The following is a 12,332-nucleotide window of genomic DNA, read 5'->3' as shown; positions in this document are numbered from 1 at the left end:
AAGGATGCAAGTATGACCGATGAATGGAAGGCACCGGCCAAGGCAAGCGCTGACAACGGTGACGACAAGAGCTGGAAGTTGCTGGAAAAGACCCTCCTGGCTGGGGTGGAGGAGCAGCGTCGTGCGCGCCGCTGGGGCATCTTCTTCAAGTGCCTGGTCTTTATTTATCTTTTCGTCGGGCTGGGGGTCATCATCCAGGCGATCGATATGAAGAAGAATCCCGGCAGCGGTTCGGCCTACACAGCGGTGATCGATATCGAAGGCATGATCGCGGACAAGGAGGCGGCGAGCGCGGACAACATTATCGGCAGCCTGCGGGCCGCGTTCGAGGATTCGAAAGTCAAAGGGGTGGTGCTGCGCATCAACAGTCCGGGCGGCAGCCCGGTGCAGGCGGGCTACGTCTATGACGAGATCGTTCGCCTGCGTGCGGCGCATCCGGACATCAAGGTCTATGCGGTGATTGCCGATCTCGGCGCCTCCGGAGCCTATTACATCGCCAGCGCGGCGGATCAGGTCTATGCCGACAAGGCCAGTCTGGTGGGGTCTATTGGTGTGACCGCCGCTGGTTACGGCTTCGTCGAGACCCTGGACAAGCTCGGTATCGAGCGTCGGGTCTACACCGCCGGTGAGCATAAGTCGTTCCTCGATCCTTTCCAGCCGCAGAAGCCGGAAGAAACCGCTTTCTGGCAGGGGGTGCTCGATACGACCCACAAACAGTTCATCGCCAGCGTCAAGAAAGGCCGGGGTGATCGGCTCAAGGACAAGGAGCACCCGGAACTGTTCTCCGGTCTGGTCTGGTCTGGAGAGCAGGCATTGTCCCTGGGCTTGATCGATGGGTTGGGCAGTGCCAGTTCGGTGGCGCGGGATGTGATCGGTGAGAAGGAGCTGGTGGACTTCACTGTCGAAGAGTCGCCGCTCGATCGTTTCTCGAAGAAGCTGGGGGCGAGCATTGCCGAGCGCCTGGCGATGTGGATGGGGTTCCAGGGCCCGGCATTGCGCTAATCGGCTCAGGGTATCTGCACGCCCTCTGCCAGCAACATATCCACAAGGCGGATCAGGGGCAGGCCGATCAGGCTGGTGGCGTCGGAGCCTTCGGTGCTCTGGAACAGGCTTACGCCCAAGCCCTCGGCCTTGAAGCTGCCGGCGCAATCATAAGGCTGTTCGATCCGCAGGTAGCGCTCGACCCGTTCCGGGTCGAGCGTGCGCATGTTGACGGTAAAGGGCACGCAATCGACCTGGCAGGCGCCAGTCTGGCTGTTGAGCAGTGCCAGGCCAGTGAGGAACGTGACTTGGGTCCCGCTGGCGGCCAGCAGTTGTTCGCGGGCATTGTCGAAGGTGTGGGGTTTGCCCAGGATGCGCTCGCCGAGCACGGCGACCTGGTCCGAGCCGATGATCAGGTGTGCCGGGTGGCTGTCGGCCAGGGCCAGGGCTTTTTCCCGGGCCAGGCGCTTTACCAGTTCCCGGGCGGGCTCGCCGGGGCGGTGGCTTTCGTCGATATCCGGCGAGCTGCAGACGAATGGTAGCCCCAGGCGGGCGAGCAATTCCCGGCGGTAGACCGAGCTGGAGGCAAGTAATAAAGGCAGCATGGGCATCTCCAAAAGTCAGGGGCGAATTCTAGCGTCCTGTCTCCGAAATAAGCTGTTCATTTTTGGCGGCGTCTTGGGTGCCCGGCCGGCATCGCCACTCCTCGCCATAGCCCTGCTATGACTCGTCGCGGCGCCTTGGCCGAACACCCAAGCCACTCGCCAAAAGAGAACGTATTTCCGAGACAGGACGCTAGCGAGGCGGGCAAGTGACGGACAGGGCTGAATTTCCTTTGACATGGGCGGGGGCATCCCTATAATGCTGCGCCTATGTTGAATGACCCGATTCCACCTCACGTTGACCCGCGCAAATTGGCTGATCGTGGCACCACCCTTCAAGGTGAACTGCTGCTGGCCGATTTGAAGAGACTCTGCGACCCGCTTTCCGACGATGTCGGTACGGTCCAGGCCAAATTCGTTTTTGAACGAGATGAACGTAAATCTGTGGTAATCCACAGCTTTATCGACACTGAAGTCAAAATGGTTTGCCAGCGTTGTCTTGAGCTGGTCACCCTGCCGATCCACAGCGAATGCAGTTACGCCGTGGTGAAGGAGGGTGCGAATACCCAGTCGTTGCCGAAAGGTTATGACGTGCTGGAACTGGGCGAAGATCCATTGGATCTGCAGTCACTGATCGAGGAGGAGCTTCTGCTCGCCTTGCCCATTGTGCCTGCTCATCATCCGGAAGAATGCCAGCAGCCGGCGGGAGCAGATGAACCCGAACCGAGCGAGGACGAGGTAACGCGGTCCAACCCGTTCAGTGTATTGGCGCAGTTAAAGCGTGACCCAAACGTTTAGGAGTTAATCAATTATGGCTGTTCAGCAGAACAAAAAATCCCGCTCTGCCCGTGACATGCGCCGTTCGCACGACGCTCTCGAGGCTAGCACCCTGTCCGTAGAAAAAACCACTGGTGAAGTTCACCTGCGTCACCACGTATCGCCAGAAGGCGTATACCGTGGTCGTAAAGTGATCGACAAGGGCGCTGACGAGTAATCCTTGTCCGCTCAAGTCATCGCAATTGACGCAATGGGCGGGGACTTCGGTCCCCGCAGCATTGTTCAGGCCAGCCTTGCTTGTCTGAATGCAACACCCTCGCTGCACCTGACCCTCGTTGGTCAACCCTCCCTTCTTGAAGAAATGCTCAGTGGCCAAGCGGCTGCGGATCGTGCGCGCCTGACGATTACCCCTGCGTCCGAAGTCATCACCATGGACGAAAAGCCGGCCCAGGCCTTGCGCGGCAAGCCTGACGCGTCGATGCGGGTGGCTCTTGAGCTGCTGCGCGACGACAAGGTCCAGGCCTGTGTCAGTGCCGGAAATACGGGGGCGTTGATGGCGCTGTCGCGCTATGTGCTCAAGACCCTGCCGGGCATCGACCGGCCGGCCATGGTCGCGGCGATCCCGACCCGCAGAGGCTTCTGCCAGTTACTCGACCTGGGGGCCAATGTCGATTGCAGCGCCGAGCACCTGCTGCAATTTGCAGTGATGGGTTCGGTGGCGGCCGAAACCCTAGGTATCGCGCGCCCTCGCGTGGCGCTGCTGAACATCGGAACCGAAGACATCAAGGGCAACCAGCAGGTCAAGCTGGCCGCCACGTTGTTGCAGCGCGCTCGGGGAATCAACTACATCGGTTTCGTCGAGGGCGATGGTTTGTACCGGGGCGAGGCGGACGTGGTGGTGTGTGACGGCTTCGTCGGCAACATCCTGCTCAAGTCCAGCGAGGGCCTGGCAACCATGATCGGCGAGCGGATCGAGAGCCTGTTCCGGCAGAGCCTGGCCTCGCGGGTGGTGGGAGCCCTGGCGTTGCCCTTGATGCGTCGCCTGCAGGCGGACCTGGCGCCAGCGCGGCATAACGGGGCCAGTTTTCTCGGGTTGCAGGGGATTGTGATCAAAAGTCATGGGTCGGCAGGCGTGCAGGGTTTTCAAAGCGCTATCAACCGGGCGGTGATCGAAATCCAGGAGAACCTGCCCGAGCGCCTGCATGGTCGCCTCGAAGATTTGTTAACTTAGGCGTTTTCGCTCGACAATGCTTAAATGTGACCGGTCGGTTCAACCCGCCATCCAACAGTCAGTTTCCTAGCGCCCCACGGGGCGTCAATTTTTGACGACAAGATCATTAGGGGCTTTGTTTTCATGTCTGCTTCCCTCGCATTCGTCTTTCCAGGACAGGGCTCGCAGTCCCTCGGCATGCTGGCCGAGCTGGGCGCGCAATACCCGTTGATCCTCGAAACATTCAAAGAAGCGTCCGATGCACTCGGCTATGACTTGTGGGCTTTGACCCAGCAAGGGCCCGAAGAGCAGCTCAATCAAACCGATAAAACCCAACCGGCCATCCTGACCGCCTCGGTCGCTCTGTGGCGCCTGTGGCTGGCTGAAGGTGGTGCGCGTCCGGCTTTCGTTGCCGGTCATAGCCTGGGGGAATACAGCGCCCTTGTCGCCGCTGGCAGCCTTGGCCTGGGCGACGCGGTGAAGCTGGTGGAGCGCCGTGGCCAGTTGATGCAGGAGGCCGTTCCGGCCGGGCAGGGCGGCATGGCCGCGATTCTCGGCCTGGAAGATGCCGATGTGCTGGCAGCCTGCGCCGAGGCGGCGCAGGGCGATGTGGTCAGTGCGGTGAACTTCAACTCCCCGGGCCAGGTCGTGATCGCCGGTGCCAAGGCTGCGGTCGAGCGCGCCATTGAAGGCTGCAAGGCCCGTGGTGCCAAGCGCGCCATGCCGTTGCCGGTCAGTGTGCCGTCGCACTGTGAATTGATGCGTCCTGCTGCCGAGCGCTTCGCCGAATCCATTGCCGCCATTGATTGGCAGGCACCGCAGATTCCCGTGGTGCAGAATGTCAGCGCTGATGTGGCGCCAGACCTCGAGGCCCTCAAGCGCGACCTGCTGGAACAGCTCTACAAGCCGGTTCGCTGGGTCGAATCGGTGCAGACCCTGGCGGCCAAGGGCGCGACCGAACTGGTCGAGTGCGGCCCAGGCAAGGTGCTGGCCGGTCTGAACAAACGCTGCGCCGAAGGCGTGTCGACTTCCAATCTCAACACCCCAGACGCTTTCGCTGCCGCCCGTGCAGCGCAGGCCTGAACAGGAGAAGCTTGCATGAGTCTGCAAGGTAAAGTTGCACTGGTGACCGGTGCAAGCCGCGGCATCGGCCAGGCCATTGCCCTGGAACTGGGTCGCCAAGGCGCCATCGTTGTCGGCACCGCGACTTCCGCTTCGGGCGCCGAGCGTATCGCCGCGACCCTGAAGGAAAACGGTATTCAAGGCACGGGCCTTGAGCTGAACGTTACCAGTGACGAATCCGTCACGGCGGTGCTGGCCAGCATCCAGGAACAGTTCGGTGTCCCGGCTATCCTGGTCAATAATGCCGGTATCACTCGTGATAACCTCATGATGCGCATGAAAGATGACGAATGGTTCGACGTGATCGACACCAACCTGAACAGTCTGTATCGGCTGTCCAAGGGCGTTCTGCGCGGCATGACCAAGGCCCGTTGGGGGCGGATCATCAGTATCGGTTCGGTTGTGGGTGCCATGGGCAATGCCGGCCAAGTAAACTATGCTGCGGCCAAGGCCGGTCTGGAAGGTTTCAGCCGTGCGCTGGCGCGTGAAGTGGGTTCGCGGTCGATTACGGTAAACTCGGTCGCACCGGGTTTTATCGACACCGACATGACCCGTGAACTGCCGGAAGCACAGCGTGAAGCCTTGTTGACACAAATTCCGCTGGGGCGCCTGGGGCAGGCCGAAGAGATCGCGTCCGTGGTCGCTTTTCTTGCATCCGACGCTGCGGCATACGTGACCGGGGCTACAATCCCGGTGAACGGCGGGATGTACATGAGTTAAATGTGACGGATTGCTTCAAAAAAATGTCATACGAGCTGTCTAAAATCCGTTATAAAGCTGCAACTTATTTATAGACGGCGGGCCGTCAGGGTTCGAAGGAAAAGCTTTCGGTTGAAAAATCGAAAAGCCTTTCTATACACTTACCCACCGGCCAGTTGCCTGAATTGTCCATTAGGAGTGAAAACAAGGTATGAGCACCATCGAAGAGCGCGTCAAGAAAATCGTTGCCGAGCAACTGGGCGTTAAGGAAGATGAAGTCAAGAATGAAGCATCTTTCGTTGAAGACCTGGGTGCCGACTCCCTTGACACCGTTGAGCTGGTGATGGCTCTGGAAGAGGAATTCGAGACCGAAATCCCTGACGAAGAAGCTGAAAAAATCACTACTGTACAAGCTGCTATCGACTACGTTACCGCCCATCAGGCGTAACCTTTTTAGTCGTCGCTTGCTGTCATGGAAAAACCGCACTGCCATTACGGCGTGCGGTTTTTTCTTTAGGCCTGATGAAAAGTCGTCATTAGAAAAAGGAGAGTGCTGTGTCGCGTAGACGCGTCGTAGTCACCGGTATGGGTATGTTGTCGCCACTGGGCACGGATGTGCCGAGCAGCTGGCAGGGCATTCTGGCTGGCCGTAGTGGCATTGGTCTGATCGAACACACCGACCTTTCTGCCTATTCCACCCGTTTTGGCGGCTCGGTAAAGGGCTTCAATGTCGAGGAATACCTGTCGGTCAAGGAAGCCCGCAAGCTTGATCTGTTCATCCAGTACGGCCTGGCTGCCGGTTTTCAGGCGGTGCGCAACGCCGGCCTGGAAGTCACCGATGCCAACCGTGAACGCATCGGCGTGGCCATGGGTTCGGGTATTGGCGGCTTGACCAATATCGAAGAAACCAGCCGCACGCTGCACGATTCGGGACCGCGACGGATTTCTCCGTTCTTCGTACCGGGCTCGATCATCAATATGATTTCCGGTTTCCTGTCCATCCACCTGGGTGCACAGGGACCCAACTATGCCATTGCCACGGCATGTACCACGGGCACCCACTGCATTGGCATGGCCGCGCGCAACATCATGTACGACGAAGCTGACGTGATGATCGCTGGCGGCGCCGAGATGGCGGCTTGTGGTCTCGGTATGGGCGGCTTTGGCGCCTCCCGTGCACTGTCGACCCGCAACGACGAGCCGGCCCGTGCCAGCCGACCTTGGGACAAGGGCCGCGATGGCTTCGTGCTGTCCGACGGTGCTGGTGCGCTGGTACTCGAGGAGCTGGAGCACGCCAAGGCGCGTGGCGCGACCATCTATGCCGAACTGGTTGGCTTTGGAACCAGCGGTGACGCGTATCACATGACCTCGCCGCCGGCCGATGGCGCCGGTGCTGCCCGATGCATCGCCAATGCCTTGCGTGACGCGAAGGTCAACAGCGAGCAGGTGCAATACATCAACGCCCATGGCACATCGACCCCGGCGGGCGACCTCGCCGAAGCCCAGGCGATCAAGACCGTGTTCGGTGAGCATGCCTACAAACTGGCCGTCAGCTCGACCAAGTCGATGACCGGTCACTTGCTGGGTGCCGCAGGCGCGGTAGAGGCGATCTTCAGCGTGCTGGCGATCAACAGCCAGGTGGCGCCGCCGACCATCAACCTCGACGAACCGGACGAAGGCTGCGACCTGGACTTCGTTCCGCACACCGCCCGGGGCATGGACATCGATGTGGTGCTGTCCAACTCCTTCGGCTTCGGTGGCACCAACGGCTCGCTGGTGTTCCGCCGGTTTGCCGGTTGATGGACAGCTGGGTCGACGGTCAGCCGGCTGACGTTCTGTCGCTGAAGGATCGCGGCCTGGCTTATGGCGATGGGTTGTTCGAAACCATCGCCGTGCGCAATGGCGAGCCGGTGCTGCTGGCGCGTCATCTGCGGCGGCTCGAGCTGGGCTGCCAACGGTTGGCGCTCAATCTCGACAACCGCGCATTGAGCGCGGAACTGAACGCCTACGCGCAACGCCTGGGTGAAGGTGTGCTGAAGCTGATTGTGACCCGTGGCGACAGCCTGCGCGGTTATGCCGCCGCCCCTTCGGCCCAGGTTCGGCGCATCCTGCAAGGGAATCCTCCGGCCGCTTATCCTGCTGCCCACGCCGAGCAGGGCGTTGCCCTGTTTCCTTGTGCGACTCGCCTGTCCGAGCAGCCGTTGCTGGCCGGCCTCAAACATCTCAACCGTCTTGAACAGGTCATGGCTCGCGCCGAATGGACCGATTCGGAGCACGCCGAAGGCCTGATGCTGGATATGTCCGGGCGGGTGATCGAAGGGGTCTTCAGCAACCTGTTTATCGTGCGTGACGGTGTGTTGATGACAGCTGACCTGAGCCGGTGCGGTGTGGCTGGCGTGATGCGTGCCGAATTATTGTTTCAAGCCGAGTCGCAGGGCATCGCCACGCAAGTGACCGATATCCATCTTGAGCAATTGCACCAGGCCGATGAGATCTTTGTCTGCAACAGTGTGTATGGCGTGTGGCCGGTACGCGCATGCGGTTCGACACGCTGGTCGGCCGGGCCGCTCACCCGTAAACTGCAGACCCTTGCCCGCGCGTTATTGGATGTTTGATTCGTGAGACGTAAATTCTTGCTGTTGCTGGAAACCGGTCTGGTTCTGGCAGGGCTGCTGTGGGGCGCTTCTGCCTGGAAGATTCATTCGGCGTTGCAACAGCCGCTGAACATCACCCAGGAAGAACTGCTGGAGATTCCTAACGGGACCACCCCGACCAAGACCTTCTATCGCCTCGAGGCTGAGGGCCTGATCAGGGACGCGTTCTGGCTGAGGGTGTATTGGCGCTTCAATCTCGCCGGTCAGCCCCTGCACTCCGGCGAATACCGGATGGTGCCGGGCATGACCATGGAAAACCTGATCGGCGTTTGGAAACGCGGCGAGGTGGTGCAGTACAGCGTGACGCTGGTGGAAGGCTGGAATTTCCGTCAGGTCCGTGCGGCACTGGCCAAGGATGAAAAACTCCAGCAGACCCTCACCGGCCTGAGTGACAGCGAGGTGATGGATCGGCTGGGCCACTCCGGGGTGTTCCCCGAAGGGCGGTTTTTCCCGGATACCTATCGCTTCGTGCGTGGAACGTCGGACGTTGATCTTCTGAACAAGGCCTACGACCGGCTTGAAGACGTACTGGCGAGGGAATGGGCCGAACGCGCCGCCGATGTGCCCTATACCCAGCCCTACCAGGCGCTGATCATGGCATCCCTGGTGGAAAAGGAAACCGGCGTACCCCAGGAACGCAGTCAGATTGCCGGTGTGTTCGTGCGTCGTCTGCGCATGGGCATGCTGCTGCAGACCGATCCCACGGTGATCTATGGCCTGGGCGAGCGCTACACTGGCAAACTCACCCGTGCCCATTTGAAAGAAGAGAATCCGTACAACACCTACCTGGTTCCGGGGTTGCCGCCGACGCCGATTGCCATGGTGGGACGCGAGGCGATTCATGCCGCGTTGAATCCTGCGTCGGGAGACAGCCTTTACTTTGTCGCGCGCGGGGATGGCAGCCACGTGTTTTCCGACAATCTGGATGAGCACAACAACGCGGTGCGCGAATACCAGCTCAAGCGTCGCGCCGACTATCGCTCCAGCCCGGCTCCGGCCACGCAGGGTGACTCGGCGCCGATTCCGGCGGCCTCGCCCGATACGGCTCCCGAAGCCCTGCCCCAGGTGCAACCGGAGAAGCCTGCTCCCGAACCGAATGCTGACGAGCTCCCGAGCCCGCAATGACTCTGACTAAGGACTGCCCGTGACTGGCTTGTTTATAACGCTGGAGGGCCCGGAGGGCGCCGGCAAGAGCACCAACCGCGAATTCCTGGCCGAACGCCTTCGGACTGCGGGGATCGAGGTGGTGCTGACCCGCGAGCCGGGCGGTACGCCGCTGGCGGAGCGGATCCGTGAGGTGCTGCTGGCGCCGGCCGAAGAAGTGATGAACCCCGACACCGAGCTGTTGCTGGTGTTCGCCGCCCGGGCACAACACCTGTCCGAGGTGATTCGTCCGGCCCTGGCCCGTGGCGCAGTGGTGCTCTGCGATCGCTTTACCGATTCGACCTATGCCTATCAAGGTGGTGGCCGGGGCTTGTCCCTGGAGCGCATCGCGGCACTGGAAACCTTTGTCCAGGGCGACCTGCGACCGGACCTGACGCTGGTGTTCGACCTGCCGGTGGAAATCGGCCTGGCCCGTGCCAGCGCCCGTGGTCGGCTGGATCGTTTCGAGCTTGAGGGCGAGGCATTCTTCAATGCCGTGCGCAACGCCTTCCTGAGCCGTGCCAAGGCCGATCCGGCGCGTTACCTGTTGATCGATGCCGCCCAGCCGCTGACCCAGGTCCAGCAATCGCTGGACAGCCTGTTGCCCGGTTTGCTGGAGCGTGTCCGTGGCTGAAGCCTATCCCTGGCAGGACGGTCTCTGGCAACAACTGGCCGGTCGTGCCCAGCATGCCCATGCGTACCTGCTGCATGGCCCGGTCGGGATCGGCAAGCGGGCACTGGCCGAACGCCTGATGGCCCACCTGCTGTGCCAGCGCCCGGGCGCCTCGAACGCGTGCGGCGAGTGCAAGTCCTGCCTGCTGCTCAAGGCTGGCAGCCATCCCGATAACTATGTGCTGGAGCCGGAGGAGGCGGACAAGGCGATCAAGGTCGACCAGGTCCGTGATCTGGTCAGCTTCGTGGTCCAGACCTCACAGCTGGGTGGGCGCAAAGTGGTGCTGATCGAGCCGGTCGAGTCGATGAACATCAACGCCGCCAATGCCTTGCTCAAGAGCCTCGAGGAGCCTTCTGGCGACACCGTCCTCTTGCTGGTCAGTCACCAGCCGAGTCGCTTGCTGCCGACCATCAAGAGCCGTTGTGTGCAACAGGCCTGCCCGTTGCCGAGCGAGGCGATGAGTTTGCAATGGTTGGCCCAGGCCTTGCCCGACAGCACCGATGACGAGCGTGTCGAATTGCTGACCCTCGCCGCCGGTTCGCCCCTGGCGGCCGTCAGCCTCCAGGCCCAGGGTGTGCGTGAGCAGCGGGCGTTGGTGGTGGACGGGGTGAAGAAGCTGCTCAAGCAGCAGCAATCACCGACGCAATTGGCCGAGGGGTGGAACGCCATCCCGCTGCTGTTGCTGTTCGACTGGTTCTGCGACTGGTCGAGCCTGATCTTGCGTTACCAGCTTACCGACGATGAGGCGGGCCTGGGGCTGGCGGACATGCGCAAGGTGATTCAGTACCTGGCGCAAAAAAGCAGCCAGGACAAAATCTTGAACATTCAGGACTGGTTGCTTGCCCAACGTCAGAAGGTGCTGAGCAAGGCGAACCTCAACCGGGTGCTGTTGCTCGAGGCATTGTTGGTGCAGTGGGCGAGCTTGCCGGGTCGTAACTGACAGACGTCGCCAAGGCTCCTAGACTCAGTACGAAAAGTCTTGAGACGAAGGTCAGGCAAGGCGAAAACAGCCGAGGAACGCCCGGGGTCGCGTCCGACTGTACTGGAGTACATGAGCATTCCGAGGCTGTTTTCAACGCAGCATGAACAAGTATCAAGGCTTTTCGTACTGAGGCTAGACTCAGCTCAATCGCAGCGGAGAACAGCATGAACGAACCTGTCAGTCCCGGACCGCGCAACGGCATCCTGTCCCTGGCCATCAAGGACAAGTCGGTGCTTTACGCCGCCTACATGCCTTTCATCAGGAATGGCGGCCTGTTCATTCCCACCAACAAGCATTATCGACTAGGGGATGAAGTGTTCATGCTGTTGAGCCTGATGGATGAACCGGAGAAGATCCCGGTCGCCGGCAAGGTGATCTGGATGACCCCCAAAGGTGCCCAGGGCAACCGAGCGGCCGGCGTCGGCGTGCAGTTCAATGACGGCGACAGCTCGGCCCGCAATCAGATCGAAACCCACCTGGCCGGAACCCTGAAGTCCGACCGTCCCACCCATACGATGTAGCCCGACCCTTTATGCTCGTAGATTCCCATTGTCACCTCGACCGTCTCGACCTTGCCGCCCATGGCGGTTCCCTGGATGCAGCGCTGGACGCTGCCCGTCAGCGGGGCGTCGGACACTTCCTGTGCATCGGTGTCAGCGCCGACAATGCCGCCGACGTCAAGGTCCTGGCCGACCGTTATGAAGATGTCGACTGTTCGGTCGGTGTCCATCCGCTGGATGTCCAGCCCGATGCTGCGCCGGCCCTGGACTGGCTGTTGCGTGAGCTCGACCATCCAAGGGTCGTCGCCATCGGTGAAACCGGCCTGGACTACCACTACGAGCCGGAAGCCGCCGAAGTGCAACAGGCTTCATTCCGCCTGCACCTGGACGCCGCGAAGCAGACTGGCAAGCCGGTGATCATCCACACCCGGGGCGCTCGGGCTGACACCCTGGCCTTGCTGCGCGAGGCCGCGCTGCCCCAGGCCGGCGTGCTGCACTGTTTTACCGAAGACTGGGACATGGCCAAGGCAGCGCTGGACATGGGGTATTACATTTCCCTGTCCGGGATTGTCACGTTCCGCAACGCCGATGCCTTGCGTGACGTGGCCAGCAGGGTGCCGGCCGACCGGTTGCTGGTGGAAACCGACTCGCCGTACCTGGCCCCGATCCCGTATCGCGGCAAGCCGAATCTTCCGCAATATGTGCGGGAGGTGGCGGAGTTCCTGGCAATGCTGCGTGGCGAATCCTACGAGCGGTTCGCTGAGCAGACGACGGAGAATTTCAAACGGTTGTTTCCGCTGGCTCACGTCCGGTCGGTCAAGGCTTGAATTTCGAACAAAAAAAACCCGGGTTCTGGGGGGTGAATCCGGGTTAAGACCATTAGGAGTAAAACAAAGGCACGCGGTCCTTTGGTACCTTTACCGGCGCGTCACTTGGGGGAGATGTCGCGCCGACAATTGAAGTATTGATCAGGATACCGACGCGTCCAG

Annotated in this window: 15 protein-coding genes; 14 read left to right on the top strand and 1 reads right to left on the bottom strand. The window is 61.0% G+C overall.

Annotated elements, in window-relative coordinates:
- Nucleotides 1-12: 12 nt before the first annotated feature.
- On the top strand, nt 13-1,002 hold the full coding sequence (locus ACODTO_RS18215) for a S49 family peptidase (RefSeq protein ID WP_041024284.1): 990 nt from the start codon (nt 13-15) through the stop codon (nt 1,000-1,002).
- 5 nt (nt 1,003-1,007) lie between these two features.
- Here the strand turns inward: ACODTO_RS18215 and ACODTO_RS18210 are convergent, their stop codons facing one another.
- Complete coding sequence (locus ACODTO_RS18210) at nt 1,008-1,586, bottom strand: Maf family protein (protein WP_139649365.1); 579 nt, start codon at nt 1,584-1,586, stop codon at nt 1,008-1,010.
- A gap of 267 nt (nt 1,587-1,853) precedes the next feature.
- Here ACODTO_RS18210 and ACODTO_RS18205 point away from each other — a divergent pair, with 267 nt between their 5' ends.
- From ACODTO_RS18205 to ACODTO_RS18145, 13 genes are all read left to right on the top strand, one after another.
- On the top strand, nt 1,854-2,381 hold the full coding sequence (locus tag ACODTO_RS18205; RefSeq protein WP_003204262.1) for a YceD family protein: 528 nt from the start codon (nt 1,854-1,856) through the stop codon (nt 2,379-2,381).
- Nucleotides 2,382-2,394: 13 nt separating this feature from the next.
- Complete coding sequence (rpmF, locus tag ACODTO_RS18200; RefSeq protein WP_003179396.1) at nt 2,395-2,577, top strand: 50S ribosomal protein L32; 183 nt, start codon at nt 2,395-2,397, stop codon at nt 2,575-2,577.
- A gap of 3 nt (nt 2,578-2,580) precedes the next feature.
- Entirely contained in the window at nt 2,581-3,591 is a 1,011-nt protein-coding gene (gene plsX / locus ACODTO_RS18195; RefSeq protein WP_139649367.1) for a phosphate acyltransferase PlsX, read from the top strand.
- A gap of 123 nt (nt 3,592-3,714) precedes the next feature.
- Nucleotides 3,715-4,653 carry an ACP S-malonyltransferase gene (gene fabD, locus ACODTO_RS18190; protein WP_489106839.1) on the top strand — a complete coding sequence of 313 codons (939 nt, stop codon included), beginning with the start codon at nt 3,715-3,717 and terminating at the stop codon, nt 4,651-4,653.
- 15 nt (nt 4,654-4,668) lie between these two features.
- Nucleotides 4,669-5,412, top strand: a complete 744-nt coding sequence (gene fabG / locus ACODTO_RS18185) for a 3-oxoacyl-ACP reductase FabG (RefSeq protein ID WP_139649371.1) — start codon at nt 4,669-4,671, stop codon at nt 5,410-5,412.
- Between the two features lie 190 nt (nt 5,413-5,602).
- Nucleotides 5,603-5,839 carry an acyl carrier protein gene (gene acpP, locus ACODTO_RS18180; RefSeq protein WP_139649372.1) on the top strand — a complete coding sequence of 79 codons (237 nt, stop codon included), beginning with the start codon at nt 5,603-5,605 and terminating at the stop codon, nt 5,837-5,839.
- Nucleotides 5,840-5,946: 107 nt separating this feature from the next.
- Complete coding sequence (fabF, locus tag ACODTO_RS18175) at nt 5,947-7,191, top strand: beta-ketoacyl-ACP synthase II (protein ID WP_139649375.1); 1,245 nt, start codon at nt 5,947-5,949, stop codon at nt 7,189-7,191.
- Complete coding sequence (pabC, locus tag ACODTO_RS18170; RefSeq protein ID WP_489106838.1) at nt 7,191-8,006, top strand: aminodeoxychorismate lyase; 816 nt, start codon at nt 7,191-7,193, stop codon at nt 8,004-8,006. Before fabF ends, pabC begins: the two co-directional genes overlap by 1 nt.
- A gap of 3 nt (nt 8,007-8,009) precedes the next feature.
- Nucleotides 8,010-9,170 (top strand): endolytic transglycosylase MltG, encoded by a 1,161-nt coding sequence (gene mltG / locus ACODTO_RS18165; RefSeq protein ID WP_489106837.1) that lies wholly within the window; start codon nt 8,010-8,012, stop codon nt 9,168-9,170.
- Nucleotides 9,171-9,189: 19 nt separating this feature from the next.
- Nucleotides 9,190-9,822 (top strand): dTMP kinase, encoded by a 633-nt coding sequence (gene tmk / locus ACODTO_RS18160; protein WP_175363414.1) that lies wholly within the window; start codon nt 9,190-9,192, stop codon nt 9,820-9,822.
- On the top strand, nt 9,815-10,801 hold the full coding sequence (locus ACODTO_RS18155) for a DNA polymerase III subunit delta' (protein WP_139649383.1): 987 nt from the start codon (nt 9,815-9,817) through the stop codon (nt 10,799-10,801). Before tmk ends, ACODTO_RS18155 begins: the two co-directional genes overlap by 8 nt.
- Nucleotides 10,802-11,007: 206 nt before the next feature.
- Nucleotides 11,008-11,364 carry a PilZ domain-containing protein gene (locus ACODTO_RS18150; protein ID WP_024776899.1) on the top strand — a complete coding sequence of 119 codons (357 nt, stop codon included), beginning with the start codon at nt 11,008-11,010 and terminating at the stop codon, nt 11,362-11,364.
- A gap of 11 nt (nt 11,365-11,375) precedes the next feature.
- On the top strand, nt 11,376-12,170 hold the full coding sequence (locus tag ACODTO_RS18145) for a TatD family hydrolase (protein ID WP_175363415.1): 795 nt from the start codon (nt 11,376-11,378) through the stop codon (nt 12,168-12,170).
- Nucleotides 12,171-12,332: the final 162 nt, after the last annotated feature.

This window comes from Pseudomonas sp. FG13 (assembly GCF_057809755.1).
This window is presented reverse-complemented; position numbering and strand designations above follow the sequence as displayed.